The organism is Anaerolinea thermolimosa (assembly GCF_001050195.2).
GTDB lineage: Bacteria > Chloroflexota > Anaerolineae > Anaerolineales > Anaerolineaceae > Anaerolinea > Anaerolinea thermolimosa.
Genome location: NZ_DF967965.1, coordinates 1100486 through 1127185, shown reverse-complemented (window position 1 = coordinate 1127185; position 26700 = coordinate 1100486). Strand labels below are relative to the sequence as shown.

Genomic DNA, 26700 nt, shown 5'->3' with positions numbered 1-26700 from the left:
CGTAGAACATTAGATCATTATCGCAAAAACCCTTGAGGTAAAAAACAGCCTATTTTGCCCTTTTTTGAAATAGATTACTCCCTGAATCCTTCCCCTCATGTATACTTGATATGATCTCAAACTCATTTGCCCGGAAGGTGTGTGATGAACTATCCCATAAAGGTCAGTGGAAAAGTCGAGGCGGTTTTAGTCTGTGACGTTCCCGGTTCCATTGCCAGCTCACGGAAGGATACCATCCGTGTGCATCTGGCTGGTATTCCCGGCGACCGCCACTATGGCTTCACCTTCCCATCAAATGGGCGCTACCCGCAGTACCCTCGCCAGACAGAAATTCGTAACACCCGGCAAATCTCCATTATTTCTCAGGAAGAAATGCTGAGGGTTGCCACTGACTTAAACATCCCCATTATCAAGCCAGAATGGTTGGGAGCAAACCTTCTCATAAGCGGAATTCCCGCTCTCACCTTCCTCCCACCCGCCACCAGGTTGATTTTCCCGGGTGGGGCAGTATTCATCGTACACGGTGAAAATGATCCATGCCTGCACCCCGGACGAATATTACAGGAAGAATTTCCACACCTCCCCAATCTGGCAGCCGCTTTTGTCAAGGCGGCCGTACACCGCAGAGGTGTCGTGGCCTGGGTGGAACACCCGGGCACCATTTCTACGGGCGATACGGTGACCGCTGAAATCCCTGAGCAGGTTCTCTACACCCAGTTCCTTCGCGCCTGACCTCTTTCCCTTCCTCCGTCTCACCAGGCTTTCTTTGGGACGAGAAAAATTGCTTTCTGATCCAATCTATGCTAAACTAGTACTATATATATCTAAATTATCTATATAAGAAGGCAATCCTATGAAACCTTTTCGGAAGAATGTGGCTCTGGCCGTAGACGGCGGTGGTATCAAGGGTGTCATCGTTACCCGTGCACTGGCCCTGTTAGAACAAGAACTCGGTCGATCTGTAAATCACATCTTTCAGCTTTCCGCTGGTACATCTACGGGTTCTATCATCTCAGCAGGCGTGGCCAGTGGCCTCACCGCCAGCCAGATGTATCAACTTTATGTCGATCTGGGCAACACCATCTTTCAAAAGAGCTGGCGAACTACATTCTTCCCGCTCAGCCGATATCGTTACCCCATTGAACCTCTCCAAAATGCGCTCCAGAAATACATTGGAGATCACACCATGGGAGATCTGTGGAATCTGACTCCGCAAATCGATACCGTCATTACCACGTTTGACCTGGTCGCAAACCACACCTGCTTTGTCAAACCGTGGAAAGAAGAATACAAAGCCTGGCCAGTGGTGAAAGCCGTACTGGCCTCAAGCGTTGTTCCTACGTACTTTCCCATCGTCGACGGCCGCTATGTAGATGGCGGCGTTGGTGCTTACGCCAACCCCTGCTATCTGGCCGCCTACGAGGCAATGTATTGCCTGAATTGGGACCCCGCCGAAACCACCCTGATCAGCTTTGGCACCGGACGCGATCCCCATACATTAGCTCCCGGGCAAGCCGATGCGTTTTATCCCTGGCAATGGATTGCCCCTGTTCTGGGAGCTTTTCTTCATTCTGCCGACGATCAGCAGGTGCATCTGGTGGGCAACCTCTTCCCTCAGCTCGATTTTCGCCGTTTTAACGTCGACCTTCTCGAACCCATTGGCATGGACGGTGCAGATAAAATTCCCGATCTGGCACACTATGGAGACCGCCTCTGGGAAAAAGTTAAAAACGACCTCACCGATGCCATTCCATCGGTCAAAGCGGCAGGTGGCCCCGGAAGAAAAACCTCCCCTCCCCCTGCCGCCTGAGGGGCCTTCTAGAGGTCATACCACCGGCTGTATTTCCCGCGAAGATACTCCAGATAAGGCGCAATGGTGATTCCCTGTTCCCCGGCGCGTACAACCAGTTCCTGGGTGGTGAATATTTTCCCATACTGGTAAATCGATCGCCTCAGCCAGTTCCGAAGCGTGGCAAAGTTCCCTTGCCTCATTTCGTCAGGAATTTGCGGGTTCTCCTGCAGCGCCCGTCTATAAAACAGCGCGGAAAGGATGTTCCCAAGTGTATATCCCTGGAACGCGCCTCCGATAAAACCTGCATACCAGTGAACATCCTGCAGGCAGCCATCTTGGTCACCTGACGGAGTAACTTTCAAATCCGCCTGATATCGTGCATTCCAGGCTTCAGGCAAATGACGAACCTGAAGCTTTCCTTCTAACATTTCCAGCTCCAGTTCAAACCGAATCATCACATGCAGGTTATAAGTTACTTCATCTGCCTCTGTTCGGATTAACGAGCGTTGCACTTTATTCAACGCCTTCAGGAAGGTATCCAGAGTGACATGACTCAACTGTTCAGGGAAAGTCTTCTGTAAGCGTGGATAAAAATAAAACCAGAAGTCTTCCCCTCTCCCTACAATGTTTTCCCACAATCGAGACTGGCTCTCATGCACTCCCGCCGAAGTTCCACTGGCCAGCAGCGTACCTTCCAGCGCAGGGTCAATTCCCTGCTCATACATTGCGTGCCCTGCCTCATGTACAGTGGAGGAAAAAGCCTCGCTGAAATCATTTTCCCGAACACGGGTAGTGATCCGTACGTCGTTTACTGAAAAGGCCGTCGTAAAAGGATGAGCAGACTGATCCTGCCTCCCGCGTTGGAAGTCAAAACCAAGTTGACGGATCACCTCTTCCCCAAAGGCAATTTGTTTCTCTTTATCAAAATACTGCTTCAGGCAAGAATCGTCAGCCGGCGGCTGGCTGGTGATCGCATCCATCAGCGGAACCAGTTCTTTGCGTAATTCAGCAAATATAGGACGAATTAAATCCACAGTCATCCCATAATCACTGGCTTCGATGAAAGGATCTGCCGGATGCCTTGCCTCAGGGAAGTGTGAAGCCACCTCAAGGCTCAGATCAAGCGTTTTCTCAAGAAGGGGTTCAACCAGCCTGAAATTCCCTTTCGTTCTTGCCTCAACCCAGGTCTGATAAGTGGTGGCCGAATGCTGATAGAAACGGGCCATGAGTTCCGGAGGGATTCTTTTCGCCCAATCATATTGACGTTTCGCCACTCGGATGAGCGCCGCATCCTTATGATCATAGGGGAGGCTTTCTGCATAGGGTTGAAGTTCCTCCAACAGCCTGCCGACCTCCTCCGAGGTAAACCATTCCTGCGCAAGCTGGCCCAGCGTCGAGAGTTGCCTTGCTCGGGCTTCTACGCCACCGGGTGGCATACAGGTTAACTGATCCCAGTTCAATACCATCCCCGCAGTATTGAGGTCATGCACCACCCCAAGTCGTTTTTTTAGTTCATTCAGTTGATCCATGGAATCATTTCTCCTCAACAATCCAAAACCCATTTTCTACCCGGGAAGGGCTTAATTTCCAGTATGATAGAGGATATGACCAGAAGCATCTGGAAAAAGCTTGCCGGACAGCATCTCTCACCCGATTTTTCAGGTGCCACGCTCACTCTGAAAAAAGACCAGGTATTGTTTCATTATCTTCCGATTGCCACATACTTTCTTGAGCGAATGGATCGACCCTGGCGTTCTCTGGTAGCCATCGCCGGGCCACCGGGAAGCGGGAAAACTTCCTTCTCACTGATCCTTGCGGCCTTACTCAACACCATCCACCCCCGCCTGGCTGCCGTGGTTGGACAGGATGGCTGGCATTTCCCTAACAGGTATCTCTCTACCCATTCCACTGTCCATCATAACGAACCTGTTCTCCTGAGTGAAATTAAAGGCGCGCCTGAAACCTTCGATGTGGATAGCTTCACCTCTTTCCTCGAACAGGCCCGTAACCAACCTCATCTGACTTATCCCATCTATAGTCGAGCCCTGCACGAACCAGTAAGCGACGCCGGCACCATCCTCCCCGATCATCGTTTAATCCTGGTTGAAGGGAACTACCTTTTGCTGAATTTACCTCCATGGAAAGAATTGCACTCTCTGTTCGACCATACTGTATTTATCCGGGCTCCTCTCGACACCCTGCTCGTCAGTCTGCGCGCCCGCCACCTGCGTGGAGGAAAATCCCAGGCACGTACTGAAAACCATCTTCACAGAGTAGATCTTCCCAATATCCAGCTCGTTCTGCAGTCCTCCATTCCCGCCGACATCCTGATAGAAAAAGCCGATCCGGTCATTATTTCCAGAGTCGTGTTTCAAAGGCCCATCCCTCCTCAGGCCGAATATTCTCCCCTTCCCGGTGGCAAGTAGTTTCTGGCCGCTTCATCCAGAACCAGAACCCAGTCTGGCCCGCCCAGTGGAGAAACAAACGAACACCCCCCCAGGTTTCCGAATTCACCGGCCGGATATGCCTTCCCCGTGCGCGGGTCATACCACCAGCCTTTCACAGGCCCGGCGAACCGGCTCATATCTACTTCGACAGTTTGCCCGGCCTGAGGAAGATAAATAAATGCGTAACTTCCATCGATGTCACGGGTAGCACGAATATGGCCTGCCCCTTCACCAGGATTAGAAAGAAGCAACCCCTGATCTGGTATCCGTGAGAAATAGGGTCGAGATGCCATCAGGTGCTTTAAATGGGCCATTTGAGCTGATGCTGGACGGTAGATAGCCTCGTCCCATGTAAAGGCCGGATAATTGATCGGTTCAAACGGCGGCCTGTAAAATTGCCAGATCGTGTGATGGCCGTACGTGACCCCACATGCACCGGCAAACACCGAGCGATAAGTCTGTTTACGCACATCATAATCGGTAAATCGTCCCAGTTTCGGTTCCCATTTACGCGTCCAGGGATCTATGGGGTGGTCTTCGTAATTTGGCTCACCATCCAGCACGGGTTTTACCGGAATACGATTGTAATCTCGGGCGATCATATCCCAGGTTGGCGCATCAACCATACCATGCCCCGATTGCCACATATTGATGTCCAGCCAGCTTTCCTGGTGAAACCATTCTGATGAACCATGCCCACCATTCGGATGAAAAGTAATCAGGGGTTTCCTTCCCAGCCCCGATTGAATCCCCTCTGCCATGGCCGTCCATACATCGCGCAGGCCTTCTCCGGGGCGGTCCCCTCCCAGAATCCAGATCACATTGGTATCTTCCCGATATCGGTGACCCAGATATTCACCATATACACGAGCATTTTGAGGGTTAAAGATCACTGGTCCGTCGCCCCACATTGCAATGACCTTATCACCCCAGGTGGGTAAAAGACCAATATACAATCCATATCTGGCCGCCCGGCGTATCACCCAGTCAACATGGGCAAAATACGCCTCATTGGGTTGTGCAGGATCGAGATCCAAAAACGGGATCTGCCCGTACACATTCGGTGTTCGCAATCCATCAAATTCTGCCAGGATGACCGCCTGAATGACTGTAAACTCTCGTTCAGCTCGATTCGCCAGATACCTGTCTGCATCCTCCCGGTTAAGCCGATGAAACAACTCCCAGGCTGTGTCTCCCAGCCAGAAAAATGGTTTGCCACTCTCAGTGACCAGAAACCGCCTGTTCTCACTGACCTGTATGCGCTCCAGTGCCATTTTTTGTACATCCTTTCTATCACTCATCCAGGCAACAAAATAAGTATAAACCTTCTTTTTCAGAGCATGGATTCCTGCTCCCTCCCTCTACCGATCTTCAGGTAGAATAGGTTGTATAACCTGACCAGAAAACTTAAGAAGCTACTTTCGTCGGAACCTCTCGTCACTTTCTGTATTCTATAACCACCAAGGATTTCCCATGCACACATTACCTCTTTATAAAAACCCATCCCTCTCGATCGATCGGCGGGTCGAAGATCTCCTCTCACGTATGACCCTGGAAGAGAAAATTGCCCAGCTTTACCAGATCTGGGCAAGACCCGATAATATTGATGAGGTAAAGGCCTTTATTCGCCAGTACGGGGTTGGCTCACGAATTCTGGCGGGTTCTAACCTCGCCGGGAGCGGGCATGAAAAAGCTCTGGAGATAGAGGAAATCAACGAATACCAGCGCATTGCAGTGGAAGAATCGCGCCTGGGCATTCCCATTCTCTTTGGAAGAGACGTCATCCATGGGTATCGTACCATTTTCCCGATCCCGCTTGGTATGGCAGCCACTTTCGATCCCGGGCTGGTAGAGCAGGCTTATACCATTGCTGCCCGTGAGGCGTCGAGCGCCGGGGTAAACTGGTCCTTTGCCCCCATGCTCGATATTGCTCGCGATCCGCGATGGGGGCGGATCGCTGAGGGTTCCGGTGAAGACCCCTACCTTGCCAGTCAGATGGCACGCGCCGCTGTCCTCGGCTTCCAGGGGAAGGACCTTTCAGACCCGGAGCGCATCCTGGCCTGCGCCAAACATTACATTGGTTATGGAGGGGCAGAGGGTGGCCGCGATTACAACACCGCAGAAATCACCGATGTAACCCTGCGAAACATTTACCTTCCTCCGTTCAAGGCCGCCGTTGATGCCGGAGTGGGATCGGTCATGTCGGCCTTCCTTGATATCAACGGTGAACCGGCCTCTGGAAGCCACTACTTGCTTACAGAACTTCTTAAAGGGGAACTCGGTTTTACTGGTTTTGTCATCAGCGACTGGGCCTCGGTGAGCGAACTGGTGCATCACCGGGTAGTAGAAGATGAACGAGGCGCAGCGCGTCTGGCCTTTACCGCCGGGGTGGACATGGAAATGGTTACCCAGACCTATATCCGTTACCTGAAAGACCTGGTTGAAAGCGGTGAAGTGAGCCTGGAACGGATTGATGACGCCGTTCAGCGTATCCTCACGATAAAATTCCGCCTTGGGCTCTTTGAACATCCCTACGCCAATGCAACAAAGGCCTCTGAGACCCTTTTCTCCCCGGCTCATCAACAAGTTGCCCGGCAAATCGCCCGTGAGTCAATGGTGCTTCTCAAAAATCATGGAGATCTCCTGCCTCTCAAAAAAACCGGCCTGAAAATCGCTGTCATGGGGCCACTGGTTAATCAACGTGCAGCATTACTCGGTTCCTGGACGCTGGACGGCTTATTACACGAAACCCAGACTATCGCCGAAGCCATGCAACAGGCCGCACCTGATGCAGTACGTCTGGCTCCTTCCGATGCCCTTCAGGATGAAATGCTGGCAGAAGCCATGAAAGCGGATGTGATCACCTTCTTTGCAGGCGAATCTGAGGGACGGAGCGGCGAAAACCATAATGTGGCTTCCATTGATCTGCCTGCCGGGCAAGAGGAACTCATTGAGGCCATTGCAAGGCTGGGCAAGCCACTGGTTGTGGTCGTGCTCGCTGGCCGCCCCCTCAACCTTAGCCGCGTTGCCCGTTGTGCCGATGCCATCCTTTATGCATGGCATCCAGGGAGCATGGGCGCCGCCGCCATCGCAGATCTCCTGTTCGGTGAAGAAGCCCCCTCCGGAAAACTCCCTGCAAGCTTCCCTCGAACTACCGGGCAGATTCCCATTCATTACAATTTCAATAGCACCGGGCGCTCTTTTAGCGTGGTTGGAGAAACCTCCCCCCTTGAATACGCTTATGTAGATCGATATCTGGACGTTCCTGGTTCTCCACTGTACCCGTTTGGGTTTGGATTGAGCTATACCATGTTCTCTCTCAGCGGTCTTGCGATCGACCGCCCTGAAATTCACCCGGATGAAGTTATCTGTGTCTCCGTCCAGGTCACCAACACTGGTTCCAGAGCAGGCACAGAAACCGTCCAGTGTTACGTTCAGGATTGTGTTGCCAGCATCACCCGCCCCGTCCGCGAATTAAAAGGGTTTAAACGGGTACACCTGCAACCCGGCGAGAGCCAGATCGTCACCTTCCAGCTTGGGGCTGAAGAATTATCTTTCTATGGCACCGATCGCCGTCGGCATCTGGAGCCGGGTACGTTTAAAGTTTGGGTTGGCACCGACAGTACAGCCAGCCTCGGCACAACTTTTCAGGTGATCAAATCATGACGACTCCTTCCACGTACCAGCGCTTTCACTCCATCTGTGTATTTTGTGGTTCAGCGGATGGTCTGGAACCCCAATTTTTACACGCCGCCTCGTCAATGGGAGCATTGCTTGCCCAACGTAAGATTCAACTGGTCTATGGAGGTGGAAAAACCGGCATGATGGGTGCGGTTGCTGATGGCGCCCTTCACATGGGCGGAACAGTCATTGGCATCGTACCCGAAAACCTGAATCTACCTTCCCTGATCCATGAGAGCCTCACCCATCTCGAAATCACCCCCGACATGCACTCCCGCAAGGCCCGGATGAGCGCTCTGGCCGATGCTTTTATTGCCCTTCCCGGTGGGTTCGGCACTCTGGAAGAGTTATTTGAAACCCTTACCTGGGCACAGATCGGGTTACACCAAAAACCCATTGGAATATTGAATACCGGCGGTTACTACGATCCTCTACTTGATATGGTGAACCAGGCCATCAGTCACGGCTTTATTTATTCCGAGCATCGTGCCCTGTTAATCGATGCCCCCGCCCCGGAAATCCTTCTGGAGAAAATGGAACGCTTTATCTCTCCAGTAAACCTGGAGCGTTGGGTCAATCGTTAAATCCATTTCATAAAAATCGTATCATCCGTTGGGGATGTTTAATGATATAATCATACCGACCGGTCTGTATTTTTCAGGGAGTTCGCATGCAACATCGCAGTGAAGAAACCCGCGCTCGGATCCTTACCTCAGCCGAATCCCTTTTCGCCAGAAAAGGATACGACGCCACAGGCGTAGCGGATATTTGCGATTCTGCCGGAGTCAGCAAAGGCGCTTTTTATCACCATTTTCCCAGTAAGCAAGCTGTCTTTCAGGCCCTCCTGGAAGACTGGTTACAACAACTGGACCTTGAAATAACCCAAAAGCTTGCCAACTCCAGTGATATTCCCTCCGGATTAATCACCATGGCTGGCCAGACCGGGAAAATTTTTGAAGGAGCGCGCACACGGGCTGTCATCTTTCTTGAATTCTGGATGCAGGCAAGCCGACAGCCAGAATTCTGGCAGGTAGTAGTCGATCCTTATTACAGGTATGTCCACTTCTTTTCAGAAAAGTTCAAAGAGGGTATCGTAGAAGGGTCGCTATCACCAAACCTTGACCCCGAAATGGCCTCTCGATTACTTATTGCAATGACTCTCGGCATTCTCTTACAGGCTTTTTTTGACCCCTCCGGTACTTCCTGGGAAGAAGTAACCCGGCAGGGAGTTCAATCTCTAATAGAAGGTTTCAGGAAGAAGGAGTTATGAATCTGATTACTGGCGCAGCAGGACACCTTGGGAATGTCCTGGCACGAGAACTGGTGAGGCGGGGGGAACCTGTTCGGGTTCTGGTGCTCCCCGGAGAAGATACATCTTCGCTCGATGGGCTTCCAGTCGAAAAGGTGGAAGGCAACATTTTAATTCCGGCCTCACTGGAAAAAGCCTTTCAGGGTGTAGATACTGTCTTCCACATGGCAGCACTCGTCTCATTGCTTGAAGAGCATGCCCCCATTCTGTACCGTGTCAATGTAGAAGGCACGTTGAATGTCCTTCAAGCCGCCCGATCCTGTGGGGTTCGCAGGATCGTTTACACCAGTTCCATTCATGCCCTGGCTCGCCCACCTCATGGGGTGCCAATCGACGAAACCCTCCCCTTTGACACCCAAAATCCGGCAGGTGCATATGATCGCACCAAAGCCATGGCTTCAGAGGCCGTCAGGCAGGCAGCCTGCTCTGACCTGGATGCTGTCATCGTCTGTCCGACGGGCGTTATCGGCCCCTACGACTTCAGGCGCTCTGAAATGGGCGAAATGTTCCTGGACTGGATCTCTACCCCGGTCAACTGGCTTATTCCGGGCGCGTTCGATTTTGTGGACGTGCGTGATGTAGCAGTCGGTCACATTCTCGCCAGAGACCTGGGTGACCGCTCAGAAACCTATATTCTTGGCGGTGAGCAGATCTCCATTCCCCGGTTATATTCCCTGGTTAAAGAAGCCATCGGAAGCCGTATCCGGGCCATTACACTGCCGATCGATGTGGCAATGGCACTGGCGGTCCTTGCGGAAAAATATTACCGCCTGGCACACAAGCGCCCACGCTTTACCCGATACTCCATTGAAACCTTGCTCAGCAACTCGGCAATCAATATTGAGAAAGCCCGCCGCCGGTTATCCTATCAACCACGCACCCTGGCCGAGTCGGTACGTGATACAGTGGCTTGGTGGATGGAAAACGCCCGAAAAACCCGATCCACTGTTCGGATTTAACCTTTTCTCAACCATTGACAAATTACATGCACTTACAGTAAGATGCTTGTATCACAATACAGAAAGGAGGTGTCACATGTCATCGGTAAAAACCTCATATTCTCGTACCCCTGTCCGTTACGGAACAGGTTTAGATGGCGTGTGTGCACCTCGTCCATAACTGATTTTTAAAGATCGGTCTGGCCGCGGGTGCACCCATGCACCGCGGCTTTTTTATCTCCCCTGCGAGAGTTTGAAAACCGCATCAATCACAACCTTCCTGCCACGGGCATTTCCTTGTGGCCTTTTTGTTTTCTCTAGAAAGAAAGATAGAAGTATGCCTCGTTTGAACATTCGACATGATCTCGATGATGATTTTGAACTCATCTCAGAGCAACCTGCTCCCTCCAGAAAACGAAAAAAACGCAACGACCACTCCCTTTTAGGAGAGATCGCCCAGCATGTCGGCCTTGAAAACCTGGGCACTGAAGAGGCTTTTAACCCATCTCTTGGCGCATCGCGTTGGGAACGCGAATGGATTTTCAACTTTCTCGGCTCTCTCTACGACACGGGATATATCCTTGATGTGATGCGGCGGATTAAAGGCGGGAAAGAGGCCAATGTATATCTTTGTCAGGCTCATCCTTCTTTGAAGATGGAATTGCTGGCTGCAAAACTTTACCGGCCTCGCATGGTGCGTAATTTACGTAACGATATTCGATACCGCGCCAACCGCGTGGTTCTTGATGAATATGGGAAGGTCGTCCATGATGGCCGTATGCTCCACGCCGTGCGAAAAGGCACAACTTACGGAAAGGAGTTATCCCATACTTCCTGGCTTCAACACGAATATAAAACACTCCAGATACTCTACGACGCCGGATTACCCGTGCCCGAACCAGTGACCTCAAGTGATAACACCATTTTGATGGAGTACATCGGGGATATTGACCACCCCGCCCCCAATCTCACAGAGATAACACTTACCCGGCAGCAGGCACGCCAGGTATTCGATACCCTCCTTCATGCAGTGGAGGTTATGCTATCGCTGGGGAAAATACACGCCGATCTCTCCGCCTACAATGTGCTTTACTGGAACGGTCGTTCCACCATCATCGACTTTCCTCAGGCTATCTCACCGGATGAAAACCGCGAAGCCTGGGACATTTTTCGCAGAGATGTTCAGAGAATCTGCGACTATTTCCTGCGATATGGAATACACCCCAATCCCTACCGTCTGGCACACTCGATCTGGATGAAGCATCGCGGTGATCCCGAAATGCCGGTCATCAATGAAACGGATGAAACCGATGGATAATCGTTCCCGCCCACGCAGCTACCTTTCACCCTCCATGTTATATCTCTCTACCAGTGCCATCCAGACTCTGGCCGATACAATTCTTTTTACCGTGATGACGGTGTATTTTATTCAGCGCGTGGGGCTTAATCCACTCCAGCTTGTGCTGGTGGGAACGGTGCTGGAAGGAACTGTCCTTCTCTTCGAAGTCCCCACCGGGGTAATCGCCGACACATTTAGCCGCCGATTTTCGATCACCCTCGGTATGTTCATTGTGGGATGCTCCTTTCTCCTGTATGGATTCATTCCCACTTTCTGGGCAGTGATGGTTGGACAGGTCATCTGGGGCATTGGCTACACTTTCACCAGTGGCGCTACTCAGGCATGGCTGGCTGACGAAATCGGGGCTGAGAACGTAGGAAACATCTTTATCAAAAGCGGTCAGGTAAACCGGCTGGTTGGCCTGATTGCCACTGCGATCAGCGTCATAATTGCCAGCCTTTCTCTTCACCTTCCCCTGCTTGTCGGTGGCGGGCTCTACCTGTTTATCAGCCTGGTTATGTTATTGTGGATGCCAGAAACCCAATTTAAACCGCAGGCCCTTGAACCTACTCTTTCAGGGCATCTTCATGGGTTAGCAGCAACTTTCCAAACCGGTCTACAGATTATTCGCTCCAGCCCGGTACTGCTTACCCTGGCCATTGTGGAAATTTTTCGTGGGGCCGCCAGCGAAGGATACGACCGCCTGGCAGATGCCCATCTATTGCAGAATTTCACATTTCCAACCCTGGGCAATTTCCAACCCGTGGTCTGGTTTGGGGTCATTCACATCTTTGGAGGGATTGGCTCTTTCATCGTCACAGCATTTCTCCGTCCGCGCCTTGAACAACTCACTGCCTCAGTTCAACGCAGCGCCCGGGCTTTGATGATCCTCCATGGAGCCTCCATAACCCTGGTGATTGGGTTTGCCGCGTCAGGCAATTTCTACCTGGCTGCCCTCTGTATGCTATTGAGAGGTATCCTCGAAGGGCTCATCGGCCCATTGTTTGATACCTGGCTGGTGAATAACATCGAATCCCGTGTCCGTGCGACGGTAATATCAATGGTTGGCCAGGCCAACGCCTTTGGCCAGATTGCCGGTGGCCCCGGAGTGGGCGCTATTGGGAAAGCGTTCTCCCTCCGAAGCGCTATCCTCGCCACCAGTCTGCTCTCAGCTCCTGTTCTCTATCTTTATCGGCGCTTTTCGCGCCAGGCTCCAGAACCCCATCTACTCAAATCCGGGGTTGTCAGCCTCGATGAACATAGAGCCTGATCGGGCCCTGCCGGGCAGGGATTGAACACCTGATCTCAACCCTGCCCGGGAGCACATGCCTTCAGAATACCTGTAAAACCACCCTTAAAACTTGAGAAATGATCAGAATGGCAAGAACCAGCCATACCAGCACAATGACTGCTGCTGCTACCCGGTTAACCGGCTTCCCGTTTGGGAACATTGTATGGGCTTTCTCCCGACAATCTCTCATTACCTCCGGTGGAATCATTCCAATAGCCACCTTTATACCGAGCGGAATAAGCAAGAGATCATCCAGATATCCCAGAATAGGAATGAAATCGGGGATAAGGTCTATCGGGCTGAAAGCATACCCGACTACACACGCCGTGAATATCCTGGCGTATAAAGGTGTGCGTGGATCTCGGTAAGCCAGGTAGAGCGCATACACCTCAGTGTTTAAACGCCTCGCCATCGACTTCCAATTATCAAGAAAACCCTTCATTTTCGATTTGCCTTCGTTCCTTTTTGTTTCCGATGGAGTAACCCTGCGTTTTCATGTGAAAAAGCAATCACTTCTGGCGCGAGCATTCTACCGTATAATTCGCTCAGTGATGTCATCTTTATCATCAGATCATCTTCTCTTCGAACAAATCCGCCAGAAAGACCCGGCAACTTTGAGCGAACTCAATAACCGTTATAGCCATCTCGTATTTGGGGTAGCCTTGAAAATCCTCAATGATGAGTAACCTGCCGAAGTGGAGAGTTTGGTTTGCTGGTAGTCAACCGGTTGAAGGAACTCCCCCCAGATTTCCAGTACCAACTCTGGCTAATCCGTGATGGAATCCGCACCAGCGGTGGGGTCTTCTCTGTCGGGAAGAATGGATATACGGTTCTCAGGATCGAATCACTCGATCTTCTGACTCATTATGACGGATTTGGGGTCACCATCGAACCAGCCGGTGGATCTGCTGGGCCAACCGGTGAAAGAGTCCTGTCCGGTCAATTCTGAAAAAACATTCATTCTCGCATTTTCCTCATATCATTTTCCACTATAATCATGGGCATGGCTACATCAATCCTGTCACTCCAAGATTTTCTCAGCCGAGATTCTAACGGCCTGTCATATTCCACCTTTTTTTGCCCATATTGCGGGCAAACTCACCAGGTTCCTATCGGTGAAATGCGCGTAGGGCATCTGGTAGAAGAAATCCCCCATTCTCTGGAAAGAATCCTTCAGCACCCCCCACGAAAGGTTCAAATCCTTTTTGATCGTGCAATTGAGGAAATTATCGTGGAGGGAGTAATTCGCCCACTGCGTCAAAATGGTCTGAACCTTTCTCTTCTACCAGCCGGGCAAAAAGGGGTTCTCCTCGATTCGGAAACCGAACTGGGTAACCAGCTGGCGTTAGCTGTGGATGACGATACCGAAATCCTCATTGGTGCTGGCTCCGGGGTGATCTGCGACCTTACAAAATGGGTTGCCACCCGCACTCACCGCCCCTTCCTCATTCTTGGCACGGCACCTTCCATGAACGCCTATACCTCGATCACGGCCACAATGACGGAAAACGATGTCAAAACCAGCGTCTTACTCAACCCGGCTGACGCGGTTTTCCTGGATGTAGACATCATGGTTAATGCTCCTATGGAGATGATCCATGCCGGAGTCGGTGACCTGGCGGCCAGGAGCATCTGCAATGCCGACTGGAAGCTCTCTCAATTTATCCGGGGAGGATATTTCTGCCCACTCCCCTACGAAATGACCGCCGAGAACGAACGCCAGGTTCATGCTTCAGCCAGGGGCATTGCCCATCGCGATCCCCGGGCCATCACTTTTCTGGGTGAAGCCATCTTGAAATCAGGGCTTTCGATGACCATCCTCAATGGAGAGACTTCTCCTTCTTCAGGGGCTGAGCACGTGATCTCTCATTTCTGGGACTTACTGACCCACACCCGTCACCTTCCCAAGAACCTTCATGGCACGCAGGTAGGGGTGGGCACGATCATTATGCTCGCATTTTATGAATACATGCGTAAGATTGACCCGGGAAAAATTGATCCCAGGCAGGTTGTCCGCCACCGACCACCCGTAGAAGATCTTCTGCGAGAAAACCAGGTACGTTATGGTAAGGCCGCCCCCATCTTCAATGAGGTGGTTAAAACAAAATACCTTTCGGATGATGCACTGATTGACCGGATTCGCTGGGTGCAAGACCACTGGGAACACCTCTGGAATGCGGTAGCCCCGTACGCTCCCTCTCTCGCATCGATCCGTGAACCTTTGCGGCAGGCAGGAATGCCCATGAGCCTCTCCTCGGTTCATCGCAGTAAAGAAGACGCCATAGAGGCACTGATAAAAGGACCTCAATACCGTTCACGTTATACCCTCCTCGATCTCGCCTGGGAAATGGGCCTTTTTCCAGAAGCCGCGGAAGCAGTGCTTGAAATGGCCGGTGTGCTTGACTAAAAATGGCTCTTCAGAAAGACCTGGTTCTTGGACTTGATCTCAGCACCACTGCGTGCAAAGCCATGCTCTGGGATGCCAGGGGCCTTCCCCACGGAGAAGGCCGGAAGGAGTTAGACATTCTTCAGCCCATTCCCGGACAGTTTGAACAATCTGCCGAGGAGTGGTGGAATGCAACTGTGCTGGCTATTCGCCAGGCGATCCGCTCCGTCAATGCAGGTCGAGTTGCAGCTATAAGTATCTCACATCAACGCGAAACCTTTGTCCTGCTTGATTCCACAGGATGTCCTTTACGCCCGGCAATCCTCTGGATGGACGAGCGATCCAGGCCCATTCATGATGAAGTGGTGAGTGCCCTGAATGACCCCAATTATCAAGAACGCACCGGAAAACCGTTGACTCCCAATTTAATCATTGGAAAACTCGAATGGCTCCGGCGGCAGGAACCGGGAAACCTCAAAAAAACAGCCCATTTGCTTGATACCGGAGCCTACCTGAATTACCGCCTCACCGGAAAGTTCGCCACGTCAACCGCAAGCGCCGATCCGACCGGCCTGCTGGATATTCCCGGACGCCAGTGGGATCCCCACTGTTTATCATGGCTTGGTTTGAGCCCGGATCAATTTCCTGAGTTATATGAACCTGGTCAGGTAATCGGTACACTTACCCGGGAAGCCGCTCAAGAAACAGGGCTGCCCGCTGGCCTGCCTGTCGTTGCCGGGCTGGGTGATGGTCAGGCCAACACGCTGGGAAGCGGAGTTTCCTCATCTTCTCTCGCCAGTTTAAGCCTGGGCACATCCATCATTACAGGACTGGTAAGCACGGCGTATAAAGTCTCTCCAGCTTTCCGCACCATGATCGGTGGAATGCCCGGCAGTTATGTACTCGAAATGGTGCTTCTGGCAGGGGGCTTTACCATCCAGTGGTTCACTCGCGATCTTCTCAGAGATCAGGAATCCCTGGATGAGCTGGAAAAGAAAGCTTCCTCTTTACCTCCAGGCGCAGAGGGTGTAGTCATGATCCCTTATCTGAACAGCGCCATGAATCCCTACTGGGATTCCCACGCCAGCGGAGTCTTTTTTGGCCTTCGAGGTTTCCATAAGCCAGAACATCTATTCAGAGCGATTCTCGAAGGTTTGGGGTTTGAACTACGCCTCCAACTCCAACATGCCGAAATGGAAACCCACCTTCCGGTGAAGCAAATCATTGCGTCAGGAGGGGGAACTCACAGCCGTTTATGGCGGCAAATTCTGGCCAATATTCTCAACCGCCCCATAGCTATTTCAAGCAATACCGAGGCAGCATCTCTCGGTGCTGGCATTTTGGCAGCCATCGGCTCAGGTTGGTTCCCTTCTTATACAGACGCCGTAAACGCCATGGCGCCCCTTCCCTCCCGGTGGATCGAACCAGACCCCAACAGTCATACTATCTACACCCGGTTTTTCGAAGACGTCTACTGCGCTCTGTATCCATCCCTCAAAGAAACCATGTATCACCTGGCTGGCCTTTCCCATTTTGGCGATTTGGGGTCTATAATATAAACACTATCCAAAAAAAACAGCCAGGAGACGGAAACCATGCCCAGTACATACGATATTGCTATCATTGGCGGTGGAATTGTGGGCCTCGCCACAGCCATGGCCCTGACCCGGGAAAAACACCCCTCACTCATCGTTCTCGAGGCTGAAAATCGCCTCGCTGCCCATCAAACCGGAAACAATAGCGGGGTCATTCATTCGGGAATTTATTACAAGCCCGGCTCCTTAAAGGCCCAAAATTGCGTCAAGGGACGCGAGGCCATGTATGCGTTCTGCGCTGAACATCAAATTGCTCACGATCGCTGTGGAAAAGTCATCGTGGCCACCTCGGAAAGCGAACTACCCGCACTCGACCGCCTCTATGAAAGAGGGCTTCAGAATGGCCTCAACGGCCTGCGCCGGTTAAAGGGAGAAGAAATCAAGGAGTACGAACCTTATGCCGCTGGCATCGCCGCTATCTTTGTACCACAAACCGGCATTGTGGATTATGTGGGGGTCTGCCAGGCTTATGCCAGCCTGATCCAGCAAGCCGGTGGAGAGATAAAAACCAACGCCAGAGTCACTGGCTTCCGAAAGGCTGGAAACGAGTTTGTCCTGACCACTCCCCAGGGAGAAATAGCTACACGCAATTTAATAAATTGCGGTGGCTTACAATCCGACCGGATAGCCCGCTTATGCGGGGTAGACCCGGGCCTTAAAATCGTTCCCTTCCGCGGTGAGTACTACGAACTCATCCCTGAAAAACACCACCTCGTTCGCAATCTGATCTACCCCGTTCCCGATCCGCGTTTTCCATTCCTGGGCGTGCACTTCACCCGCATGGTCAAAGGTGGGATTGAAGCTGGCCCCAATGCCGTCCTGGCTTTCAAGCGCGAAGGATACAAAATGAGCGATATTTCCCTCAGGGACATGTTCGAATATGCCCTCTACGGTGGGTTCTGGAAAATGGCCGCGAAATACTGGAAAACCGCCGTCGGGGAGTACTACCGCTCCTTGAGCAAAGCAGCGTTCGTAAAAGCCTTACAACGCCTCCTTCCAGATCTGACTGCGGATGATATTCACCGCAGCGGTGCAGGTGTTCGGGCACAGGCATTGGATCCCCAGGGGAATCTTGTGGATGATTTCCGGATCGTGGAAGCAGCCCGCATGGTCCATGTGCTCAATGCGCCCTCACCTGCCGCCACCGCTTCCATTGCTATTGGCGAATCCATTGCGGCCATGGCGGCGAAAAACTTTAACCTGTAAACATCCTTTACCCCAATCACACCACGCCCCCTGTCATTCCAGGGGGCTAATTTATTTTTTTAAATGAGAGTTTTCTTTATTTTTGGCCTGTTATTTGATAAATTGCATCTATTTAGGTTATGATTTGGCATCAAAGATAGACTCTCTTCAAATCAGAAAGGGAACCCTCTATGTTCCATAACAAAGTACACATCCTTCTTACCAGTATTCTCCTCTTCATCTCTGCCTGTACACCCTCTGTACCCACCCGCACATCTTCACCGACTCTAACGTTACCCAGGCAAGAGTCTCCAACCCTCACACCGGCTCTCACCGCTACCCCTGAGGAATCACCCACCCCTGATGCGAGCTATCCCACCGATCCAACCTCCCGGTCGATTTCTTCCCCGGTTGTGACTTTTAAAATTGTTCCGGCTGAGACGGTGGTTCAATATGCGGTCGATGAAACTTTCCTTAATGAAAATAATCGCCTCAATACAGCAATTGGAAAAACCAGTCAGGTAACTGGTGAATTTTTAGTCGATTTAAACAATCCTGCTCAAATCCAATCTGGTGAGTTGACCGTAGATATCAGCACCCTGACCACAGACAGCTCTCGCAGAGATAATGCTATTCGCAATCGCTGGCTCGAGTCCTCCCGTTTCCCGTTAGCAAAATTCACCATCAGCCAGCTGATCGGATTTCCGATCAAACCTCAGGAAGGGCAGGAATTAACCTTCCAGATGGAAGGAAATCTGACTGTGCGAGATACTACACGTCCCATCACGTGGAATGTAAAAGCTGTTAAAAACGGCAACCGCCTGACCGGTGAAGCCACCACCTTTTTAATGATGAAAGACTGGGGTGTAGAACCTCCTGATATTGCCGGCGTGCTCATTGTCAAGGATGGCGTTACCCTTACGGTTACGTTCACCTTTGAACAGGTTCCCTGATGGTTTACCTTCGAACATCAGTATAGAAAATGAAACCGTAACGGGCAAAAATTCGGCTACAATAGGCCAGATGGTTGATGATGAGATTCTCTCTTTCCTTAGAAATTCCAGCATTTTCAATGGTCTGAGTGATCTGGGCTTGCATGAGGTATATTCTGCGGCAAGGCTGATTTGGCTGGATGCCGGAGAATTTTTCTTCCTTCAGGGCGACCCTGCAAGTTCCTTTTATTTGTTGAAAGATGGAAGTGTTAAACTACTCCAACTTACACCTGATGGCCAGCAGGTGCTCATGCGCCTTATTGGGGCATGGACCTTCTTTGCAGTCATTGCTCTGGTTGAGAACACAATCTATCCGGTGACAGCTCAGGCGGCTGAGCCCTGCCAGGCCCTGACCTGGAGTCACTCGGCGATGAAGCCTCTCCTCGAGAAATATCCATCCATTTCGTTGAATGCCATGAAAATGATGGCCGAGCAGGTTCACGAATACCAGGATCGTTTAAAAGAGCTTGCCACCGAACGGGTAGAAAGACGGCTGGCACGGGCTCTTCTTCGACTGGCAGCTCAGACCGGCCGTAAGACAAACGAGGGTGTGCTCATTGATCTCCCTCTTTCAAGGCAAAACCTGGCTGAGATGACCGGAACCACACTGTTTACCGTCAGTCGTATTCTCAGCCAGTGGGAAAACCAGGGCCTCATAAAAAGCGGCCGGGAAAAAATTATCATCTGTTTTCCCCATGGATTGGTTAAAATCGCGGAAGACCTTCCAACCGGCGGGGCGAGTATTTAGTATCTTTGTTCAGGCGCAAAGAGGAAAAACAGTTAACCCTGTATACTGGGCCACAGAAATGGATAAGAATCAATCCTCCGGTGTTTTAGAAATAGCCCCTCATGTGATAGTAGCTCAGATCATGGAGCACTACCCTCAAACTATCGCCGTGTTCCTGCGCCATCACATGAGTTGTGTGGGGTGCAGTCTGGCCGCGTTCGATACCGTGGCAGAGGCCGCTCTTGTGCACGATATCTCTCTGGACCTTCTCCTGCACGACCTCACCCAGGCAATTCAATCCCCACCCTGCGCCCAATCTCGTTGAAATTCCGGCCTCAATCATAAGCGGCCTTTGCCATCTCACGCATTCTTCCCCTGATCATTGAGCCATGTCTCGCTCTTTTTCTCACACAACCACAGGGAGAAGGCTTTTTCATTCCTTGCCTCAATGTAGGCCAAAGATATCCTTGCTTGCATCTGTCACATCAAAAACTGATACAACCTTTCGTTATGATTTTCGTATATGATGTATAGAGCCACATAAAATAGTAGAGCTATAAGGAGTGAACCATGACAGGCCAGAGCAATGACTCAGATATCCAACCAGGACCCAATTCCGAATGGAAACAACGGCCTGAAGAAAATCATCCCTCTTCCAATCTCCCCTTCCATGAAAACCAGAGGCGCCGGCATGGGAAAAATTCCGGCTGGGTTGTCGGTGCAATTCTCATTCTGGCGGGCGGGCTGTTACTGCTCCAGAATTTCACAAACTTTTCTTTCAACAACTGGTGGGCGTTGTTTATTCTCATTCCATCTTTTACTTCCTTCGCCGATGCCTGGAATCATTACCAGGAAGAAAAGCGCCTGACTCAACGGGCGCGAAACAGTCTGATAGGTGGGGTTATCTTTCTTTTCATCGCGTTGTATTTCCTCTTTAACCTCAGCCTCGGATCCTACTGGCCCTATCTCCTGATTCTGGGTGGCGTGATCATCTTACTCAACGCGCTTCTACCTGAAAGTTGATCTTTTCTTCGGCATCCTTTTTTATACTGGGGCTTTTCTCAAGCATCGGATAAGATGGTGCTGGGTTACAATCCCATCCAGCTCCCCCGACGAATGGGAAAATATTCCGTTGCTCTATCTTTTTTTTACAAAAGGGAAACGAGTGAAGAACTTCCCTTAAAAAAACCGCAGACTCTGGAAGAATCCGGATTGCGGGATAACCTCTGGCTTATTATAATAACCCCAGGGGTATGAGCATTCTATCCATTCGAAACTCCGATTTTGTAGATGAATTTGGCCGTACACTGATGCTGCGGGGAATCAACCTGGCAGGCAGCAGTAAGATTCCAAGTCGGCCACATTTACCCACCCATATCCGTGATGGCTTTTTCAATCACCGCGAAGTCTCTTTCGTGGGGCGGCCTTTTCCTCTCGATGAAGCTGACGAGCATTTTGCAAGGCTAAAAAAATGGGGGTTCACTTTCCTTCGCTTTTTAATCACCTGGGAAGCCATCGAACACGCAGGCCCCGGAATGTACGATGATGAGTACATTCACTACGTGCACGCAATCCTTGAAAAAGCCCACTCTTATGGGATCCGCGTGTTTATCGATCCGCATCAGGATGTGTGGAGCCGCTTTACCGGTGGCGATGGTGCACCTGGATGGACTCTGGAACTGGCCGGTATGGATTTACGTTATCTTCAGGAAACCGGCGCAGCCATCGTCCACGCCCTCCATGGCGACCCATTCCCACGGATGATCTGGCCAACCAATGCACATAAGCTGGCCGCCGCCACGATGTTCGCGCTTTTCTTCGCCGGTAACGATTTAGCACCCAAGACCTTCATGGAAGGAGAACCCGCACAGGAATTTCTCCAACGGCATTACATTGCTGCCATGCGCCGGTTGGCACATGCCTTACGCGACCAGCCGAATGTTGTTGGTTTTGACACGATGAATGAACCTGTTCGAGGCTACATCGGAATTGAGGATCTGAATGAATGCTGTGGCAGGCCACGCCTTGGAGATTTTCCCACTCCTCTCGAAGCCATGGTGTTAGCCAGTGGAATCCCCCTGGAGGTTGGAGTTTGGGACTTTAAACTAAGCGGGAATCGGAAGATTGCCTCGCGATTGATCAATCCAAAAGGGCAGAGGCTCTGGCGAGAAGGGTTCGAGTGCATCTGGCGCTCCAATGGCGTCTGGGATATTGGGCCTACCGGACAACCTCGACTGCTTCGCCCATTTCACTTCCATCAGGTCAATGGGCGGACACTTAATTTCAACCAGGATTATTTTCAGCCTTTTGCCAACCGGTTTGCTCGAGAGATTCGCGAAGAAATCCCTCAGGCCATCATTTTTATTGAGACCGAGCCAAGCACACCTGCCCCTCATTGGGGTAAAGAGGATGCTCCCCGCATAGTTTATGCTCCACACTGGTACGACGCATATACCCTGGTGTTCAAACATTATTCTTCATGGGTTGCTGGCGATTTCCACACCGGAAAACCCGTTTTTACCCCCTGGGCCATTGAGCGCTCTTTCCGCGAACAACTCGCGCGGTTCAAACATGAGGCAAAGGAACACCTGGGTGGAGCACCGGTATTCATTGGAGAATTCGGAATTCCCTTTGATTTGAATAATCGGCGGGCATTTCGAAACGGAGATTTTTCAGCGCAATCCAAAGCCATGGATCGTTCGATGCGCGCCATCGAAGCCAATCTTCTATCCGGTGCTTTATGGAATTACACTCCCGACAACACCAATCAGCATGGCGATCAGTGGAATGGCGAGGATTTCTCTATTTTCAGCCGTGACCAGCAAACCGACCCTGAAGATATTCATTCCGGTGGGCGAGCGCTGGATGCTGTTCTACGTCCCTACCCGGTAGCCACTGCCGGTAAACCAGTCTATCTACGCTTTGACCGGAAGAAAAAGCGCATGGAGTATCACTTCGAGCACGATCCGACGATTAATGCCCCGACAGAACTTTTTATTCCCTCCTTCCAGTACCCTTCTGGAATCCGGGTCGAAGCCCCGGCAGGACAGACCCGTTATTTTCCAGAAGATCAACGCCTGGAATATTCGCCTGCCGAGCCGGGAGGGATACATCGGATAATAATTTTCCCTGCCTGACATCAATCTGATATTAAAAAACCGGCGCTTATTCCTCAACCCGGGAACAGCGCCGGAATTTTTTGGGTAACTGGCGGATTAAACCTTACCGCTCAAAATGGCCTGTTTTACCTCGGCAATGGCCGTAGTGATATGAATTTCCCTTGGGCAGGCCTCTGTGCAGTTAAATGCCGTCCGACAACGCCATACTCCAATCTGTTGATTGAGAATATTCAACCTCCGTTCAGCAGCTCGGTCACGGCTATCAAATATAAACCGGTGTGCATTGACAATCGCAGCCGGACCAACATAGCGTTCATCAGACCAGAAAGACGGGCAGGAAGTGGTACACGCCGCACACAAGATACATTTAGTAGTATCTTCGAAACGATCACGTTCTTCGGGAGTTTGCAGCCGCTCCTTACCATCCTCAGGTAACGCCTCATCGTTGATCAGGTATGGAAGTACCGACCGGTAATTTTCGAAGAATGGCTCCATATCCACGATCAGATCTTTAATCACCCGCAAACCGAGAAGCGGCTCCACTGTGATCTGATCGCTATGCAGGTTTTTCACCAGCACTTTACATGCCAGATAATTCCTCCCGTTAATCCGCATAGCATCCGACCCGCAGATTCCGTGCGCGCAGGAACGCCTTAACGCCAGACTGCTATCAAAATCCGCCTTGACGTATTCCAGCAGATCAAGAACCCTGTCGTTCGGATCCACATCCATGAAGAAAGTATCGAATCGGGGTTTTTGGTCCTTTTCAGGATCAAACCGAAAAACACGCAGTTTAATTTGCATGGCTGAGCTCCTCTAATACGTTCTCTCTTTGGGTGGATACTTCGTAATCACCACTGGCTTATACCCCAGGCGGATTTGATCCCTGTCCATCCAGGCAAGAGTATGTTTCAACCAGTTCACATCGTCGCGAGCCGGGTAATCATCCCGCGCATGGCCACCACGGCTTTCAGTTCGCGCCAGTGCCGATTGTGCAGTGACCAGGGCCAGATCAAGCATATTCCCCAACTCCCATGTCTGTAATAACTCCATGTTGAAGATCTTTCCACTATCGGTCACACGCACGTCCTTAAAACGTTCCTGAAGTTCCCGAATCTTTTGAATCGCGTGTTCCAGCCCTTCCTGTGTTCGGAAGACTCCCACGTGATCAAACATCTCTGCTTTCATTTCACGAGCAATGGCCGCAGCCTTTTCTTTCCCGGAACCTGCATGTAACCGGGAAATTTGCTCTCGCACGTATTCGGTCGGATCAGCGGGAAGGGGAACAAAATCAGCCCCCAGAGCAAATTCGGCAGCATGTATCCCGGAATGCTTGCCAAAAACGATTAAATCGACCAGAGAATTCGTGCCCAGGCGGTTTGCCCCATGGACCGACACACAGGCTACCTCTCCCGCCGCATATAACCCTGGTAATACTGTGTTTTGCTCATCGATCACCACCTGACCCATAATATTGGTAGGAATCCCGCCCATGGCGTAATGAGCGGTTGGCTGTACCGGGATGGGTTGTCTGGTTGGATCGATTCCGAGATAAGTCTGGCAAAAATCAGCAATATCGGGGATTTTAGAGAGGATTTCCTGTGCAGTAACCCGATACGGGGTTCCATCGGGACGGGTTCGGCCATCAATTTCAGCGTATTTGTTCACGGTTTCAGGTGTGACATCCAGGTAAAAGAATCGCTGTCCGTTGACGTCATTACCGGCACGCGTTTCCAGATACATCGCCCGACTGATCACATCACGCGAGGCAAGGTCTTTGATGGTTGGCGCATAGCGCTCCATAAAGCGTTCTCCCTTTTTGTTGAAGAGAATTCCGCCCTCGCCCCGCACCGCTTCCGTAATCAAAATGCCTAATTTATAAATCCCGGTCGGATGAAATTGGAAAAATTCCATATCTTCCAGAGGAATACCCCGCCGTGCAACAATAGCACACCCGTCCCCGGTGTAGGCATATGCATTGGAAGTAATTTCCCAGATACGCCCGTGCCCTCCAGTGGCGAAGATCACAGCTTTGGCATGGAAGACATGCAACTCGCCGGTCGCCAGTTCTACTGCTACCACCCCAGCCACCTTACCATCCACCAGCAACAAATCCATGGCCTGGAATTCATCGTAAAACAAAATATTGTTTTTAATACACTGCTGGTAAAGTGTTTGAAGAATCATGTGCCCGGTTCGATCTGAGGCGTAACAGGCACGCCTGACTGGTTTTTTAGTCACATTATTTGTGTGACCGCCAAAGGGGCGTTGAGCGATTCGGCCATCTGCTGTGCGCGAAAAGGGAAGCCCCATGTGCTCCAGGTCATATACAGCCTGTACGGCTTCATGGCACATAAACTCGATTGCGTCCTGATCACCCAGGTAATCGGACCCCTTTACTGTGTCGAACGTATGCCACTCCGGGCTGTCTTCCTCCAGGTTGCCCAGCGCCGCACCAATACCGCCCTGGGCTGCGCCCGTATGCGAACGAACCGGGTAAAGCTTGCTGATTACTGCGGTCTTTGCCCGTTGAGAGGCATACATGGCAGCCATTAATCCAGCCCCGCCACCACCAACCACAACTACATCGTACTGGTGAATATTGGTCATACTATCTCCAGAGATACTACCGGCCCATTGCCGGGTTAATTGCCAGTAAGGTGATCGCCCCAATGACCGAGATGACCAACCATACCACGAATAAGATAGAACTCACAATACGGAACGACCTGGGGTTATGGATGTAATCGCGAAATACCTGACGAACCCCGTTCATTCCGTGACCAAACGCAAAAGCCAGAAGAAAAATATCGTATAACTTCCATCCCAGGGTTGCCATGCGTTCCACCGCATAATCCGTGGTAATTTGATGTACCCCAACCACCACATCCTGTAAAATCATGTGTCCAAACGCCAGGGGAATTAACAATACTCCGCTGTAGCGCATGGCCATCCAGGCAATTTGATCAAAGTTTTTCTGGATGCGGATTTTCTCTGGTTCCTTGGCTGTAACGCTCATGTTCCACTCCTATCCACCAAACATCCCAAAATTATGCCGAAGCAGGTTATAAATCATATACCCTGCCGAAGGCACCCAGAGAACCAGCGTGATCACCAAAACAAGATAAGCCGATCGGCGAGTCTTCTCAATGGTCCAGGCTTTTGGTGCCAGCAAGTCAAGATAAGCGATTCGGATGCCATTCACTCCGTGATAAAACAGACAGAATACAAGCACGACCTCACCAATGCCAAAAAGGGTAGAACGGTAAACTTTCAGTACCTCATCATATAGCTGGGGAGCAAAATAGACGAACGAAGTATCCAGAATGTGAATCGCCAGGAATAAAACCACCCCCAGACCCGTGATTCGATGCAATAAAAACGCCCAGTGTCCTTCACGACCCCTATACCCGGTATACCCGGTCAGGGTGGTCTTCAAATTCGACATACACACCTCCGAGGGAAGAATTGGATCACTAGAGTAATTGTATCCATTTCATTGAGATTCGCAACAATTCGGAGCAGCTGGATTTTTCGAACCAAAGGTAGAACCTCTCGAATTTGACCATTCCGAGGTTGACATTTCGCCTGCCTTCACGTAAAATACACCCGCACTCAAAAAAGGCGACGTGGCCAAGTGGCAAGGCAAGGGTCTGCAAAACCCTGATCATGGGTTCAAATCCCATCGTCGCCTCTCCAAAGCAGGGATTCCATCCCTGTTCCTTGCAACGCACCCGATGGATCCCTGGGTGCGTTTTGTGTTTTTTAGCAGGAGGGTTGGGCATGGTCACACTCCCCACGTTTCTCCCGGTTCCCGAAGCCGCCCGCAAGTACGGGCTGGACGAGGCTCGCTTGCGGGCCCTGATTGAGAAAGGTAAAATCAGGGCGGGAGTGATCGC

The 26700-nt window shown here is 51.2% G+C and carries 25 protein-coding genes, 1 tRNA gene and 1 pseudogene; 20 read left to right on the top strand and 7 right to left on the bottom strand.

The window, feature by feature from the left end; genetic code table 11:
* Positions 1 to 144 precede the first annotated feature (144 nt).
* Together ATHL_RS05180 and ATHL_RS05175 are read left to right on the top strand one after the other, a co-directional pair.
* Positions 145 to 732, top strand: a complete 588-nt coding sequence (locus ATHL_RS05180) for an MOSC domain-containing protein (protein ID WP_114679466.1) — start codon at positions 145 to 147, stop codon at positions 730 to 732.
* Positions 733 to 853: 121 nt separating this feature from the next.
* Positions 854 to 1810 carry a patatin-like phospholipase family protein gene (locus tag ATHL_RS05175; RefSeq protein WP_062190485.1) on the top strand — a complete coding sequence of 319 codons (957 nt, stop codon included), beginning with the start codon at positions 854 to 856 and terminating at the stop codon, positions 1808 to 1810.
* An 8-nt stretch (positions 1811 to 1818) separates the two neighbouring features.
* Here ATHL_RS05175 and ATHL_RS05170 read toward each other — a convergent pair whose 3' ends face one another.
* The gene (locus ATHL_RS05170; RefSeq protein ID WP_062190483.1) at positions 1819 to 3321 is read right to left on the bottom strand and encodes a carboxypeptidase M32; all 1503 of its coding nucleotides are present in this window, start codon (positions 3319 to 3321) and stop codon (positions 1819 to 1821) included.
* 75 nt (positions 3322 to 3396) lie between these two features.
* Between ATHL_RS05170 and ATHL_RS05165 the strand changes: the two genes are divergently transcribed.
* A complete protein-coding gene (locus ATHL_RS05165; protein ID WP_062190481.1) occupies positions 3397 to 4218 on the top strand; it encodes a nucleoside/nucleotide kinase family protein in 822 nt (273 codons plus the stop codon).
* On the opposite strand, the gene ATHL_RS05160 is transcribed toward ATHL_RS05165, so the two are convergent.
* Positions 4182 to 5540, bottom strand: a complete 1359-nt coding sequence (locus ATHL_RS05160) for a glycoside hydrolase family 140 protein (protein WP_236822331.1) — start codon at positions 5538 to 5540, stop codon at positions 4182 to 4184. The genes ATHL_RS05165 and ATHL_RS05160 overlap by 37 nt on opposite strands.
* 172 nt (positions 5541 to 5712) lie before the next feature.
* On the opposite strand from ATHL_RS05160, the gene ATHL_RS05155 reads away from it, so the two are divergent.
* The 6 genes from ATHL_RS05155 to ATHL_RS05130 all read left to right on the top strand — a co-directional run bounded on the left by ATHL_RS05155 (position 5713) and on the right by ATHL_RS05130 (position 12776).
* Positions 5713 to 7905: a glycoside hydrolase family 3 N-terminal domain-containing protein gene (locus tag ATHL_RS05155; RefSeq protein WP_062190477.1), complete on the top strand. Its 2193-nt coding sequence runs from the start codon at positions 5713 to 5715 to the stop codon at positions 7903 to 7905.
* The gene (locus tag ATHL_RS05150; protein ID WP_062190475.1) at positions 7902 to 8504 is read left to right on the top strand and encodes an LOG family protein; all 603 of its coding nucleotides are present in this window, start codon (positions 7902 to 7904) and stop codon (positions 8502 to 8504) included. The genes ATHL_RS05155 and ATHL_RS05150 overlap by 4 nt, the downstream gene beginning before the upstream one ends.
* Positions 8505 to 8590: 86 nt before the next feature.
* Positions 8591 to 9190 (top strand): TetR/AcrR family transcriptional regulator, encoded by a 600-nt coding sequence (locus tag ATHL_RS05145; RefSeq protein ID WP_062190473.1) that lies wholly within the window; start codon positions 8591 to 8593, stop codon positions 9188 to 9190.
* Positions 9187 to 10188, top strand: coding sequence for an SDR family oxidoreductase (locus ATHL_RS05140; protein ID WP_062190472.1), 1002 nt, complete (start codon positions 9187 to 9189; stop codon positions 10186 to 10188). Before ATHL_RS05145 ends, ATHL_RS05140 begins: the two co-directional genes overlap by 4 nt.
* A gap of 316 nt (positions 10189 to 10504) precedes the next feature.
* Positions 10505 to 11485, top strand: a complete 981-nt coding sequence (locus ATHL_RS05135) for an RIO1 family regulatory kinase/ATPase domain-containing protein (protein WP_062190469.1) — start codon at positions 10505 to 10507, stop codon at positions 11483 to 11485.
* Complete coding sequence (locus ATHL_RS05130; protein ID WP_062190468.1) at positions 11478 to 12776, top strand: MFS transporter; 1299 nt, start codon at positions 11478 to 11480, stop codon at positions 12774 to 12776. Before ATHL_RS05135 ends, ATHL_RS05130 begins: the two co-directional genes overlap by 8 nt.
* A gap of 61 nt (positions 12777 to 12837) precedes the next feature.
* On the opposite strand, the gene ATHL_RS05125 is transcribed toward ATHL_RS05130, so the two are convergent.
* On the bottom strand, positions 12838 to 13209 hold the full coding sequence (locus ATHL_RS05125; protein WP_201797938.1) for a YkvA family protein: 372 nt from the start codon (positions 13207 to 13209) through the stop codon (positions 12838 to 12840).
* 139 nt (positions 13210 to 13348) lie between these two features.
* Between ATHL_RS05125 and ATHL_RS19490 the strand changes: the two genes are divergently transcribed.
* The 10 genes and pseudogenes from ATHL_RS19490 to ATHL_RS05070 all read left to right on the top strand — a co-directional run bounded on the left by ATHL_RS19490 (position 13349) and on the right by ATHL_RS05070 (position 22819).
* The gene (locus tag ATHL_RS19490) at positions 13349 to 13483 is read left to right on the top strand and encodes a hypothetical protein (protein WP_272897340.1); all 135 of its coding nucleotides are present in this window, start codon (positions 13349 to 13351) and stop codon (positions 13481 to 13483) included.
* A 17-nt stretch (positions 13484 to 13500) separates the two neighbouring features.
* A pseudogene (locus tag ATHL_RS19635) lies at positions 13501 to 13746 on the top strand (anti-sigma factor); the annotation flags it as partial.
* A 54-nt stretch (positions 13747 to 13800) separates the two neighbouring features.
* A complete protein-coding gene (locus tag ATHL_RS05110) occupies positions 13801 to 15204 on the top strand; it encodes an iron-containing alcohol dehydrogenase (protein WP_162787593.1) in 1404 nt (467 codons plus the stop codon).
* Between the two features lie 2 nt (positions 15205 to 15206).
* Positions 15207 to 16742 (top strand): xylulokinase, encoded by a 1536-nt coding sequence (locus ATHL_RS05105; protein WP_062190458.1) that lies wholly within the window; start codon positions 15207 to 15209, stop codon positions 16740 to 16742.
* 36 nt (positions 16743 to 16778) lie between these two features.
* The gene (gene lhgO, locus ATHL_RS05100; protein ID WP_062190456.1) at positions 16779 to 17984 is read left to right on the top strand and encodes an L-2-hydroxyglutarate oxidase; all 1206 of its coding nucleotides are present in this window, start codon (positions 16779 to 16781) and stop codon (positions 17982 to 17984) included.
* Between the two features lie 170 nt (positions 17985 to 18154).
* The gene (locus tag ATHL_RS05095) at positions 18155 to 18916 is read left to right on the top strand and encodes a YceI family protein (protein ID WP_062190454.1); all 762 of its coding nucleotides are present in this window, start codon (positions 18155 to 18157) and stop codon (positions 18914 to 18916) included.
* A 70-nt stretch (positions 18917 to 18986) separates the two neighbouring features.
* Positions 18987 to 19703 (top strand): Crp/Fnr family transcriptional regulator, encoded by a 717-nt coding sequence (locus ATHL_RS05090; RefSeq protein ID WP_162787592.1) that lies wholly within the window; start codon positions 18987 to 18989, stop codon positions 19701 to 19703.
* 58 nt (positions 19704 to 19761) lie between these two features.
* The gene (locus tag ATHL_RS05085) at positions 19762 to 20007 is read left to right on the top strand and encodes a DUF1858 domain-containing protein (RefSeq protein WP_162787591.1); all 246 of its coding nucleotides are present in this window, start codon (positions 19762 to 19764) and stop codon (positions 20005 to 20007) included.
* A gap of 245 nt (positions 20008 to 20252) precedes the next feature.
* Entirely contained in the window at positions 20253 to 20705 is a 453-nt protein-coding gene (locus ATHL_RS05080) for a hypothetical protein (protein ID WP_062190448.1), read from the top strand.
* Positions 20706 to 20935: 230 nt separating this feature from the next.
* On the top strand, positions 20936 to 22819 hold the full coding sequence (locus ATHL_RS05070) for a glycoside hydrolase family 5 protein (protein ID WP_062190444.1): 1884 nt from the start codon (positions 20936 to 20938) through the stop codon (positions 22817 to 22819).
* A gap of 78 nt (positions 22820 to 22897) precedes the next feature.
* Here ATHL_RS05070 and ATHL_RS05065 read toward each other — a convergent pair whose 3' ends face one another.
* Genes ATHL_RS05065 through sdhC form a run of 4 tightly spaced genes read right to left on the bottom strand, consistent with a single transcriptional unit; the run spans position 22898 to position 26249 of the window.
* Positions 22898 to 23605, bottom strand: coding sequence for a succinate dehydrogenase iron-sulfur subunit (locus ATHL_RS05065; RefSeq protein WP_062190436.1), 708 nt, complete (start codon positions 23603 to 23605; stop codon positions 22898 to 22900).
* A 12-nt stretch (positions 23606 to 23617) separates the two neighbouring features.
* The gene (locus ATHL_RS05060) at positions 23618 to 25411 is read right to left on the bottom strand and encodes an FAD-dependent oxidoreductase (protein ID WP_062190434.1); all 1794 of its coding nucleotides are present in this window, start codon (positions 25409 to 25411) and stop codon (positions 23618 to 23620) included.
* Between the two features lie 16 nt (positions 25412 to 25427).
* Complete coding sequence (locus ATHL_RS05055) at positions 25428 to 25820, bottom strand: succinate dehydrogenase/fumarate reductase transmembrane subunit (protein WP_062190432.1); 393 nt, start codon at positions 25818 to 25820, stop codon at positions 25428 to 25430.
* A 9-nt stretch (positions 25821 to 25829) separates the two neighbouring features.
* Entirely contained in the window at positions 25830 to 26249 is a 420-nt protein-coding gene (gene sdhC, locus ATHL_RS05050; protein WP_062190430.1) for a succinate dehydrogenase, cytochrome b556 subunit, read from the bottom strand.
* 175 nt (positions 26250 to 26424) lie between these two features.
* Here sdhC and ATHL_RS05045 point away from each other — a divergent pair.
* Positions 26425 to 26495 (top strand) — tRNA-Cys (locus ATHL_RS05045).
* Positions 26496 to 26700 lie beyond the last annotated feature (205 nt).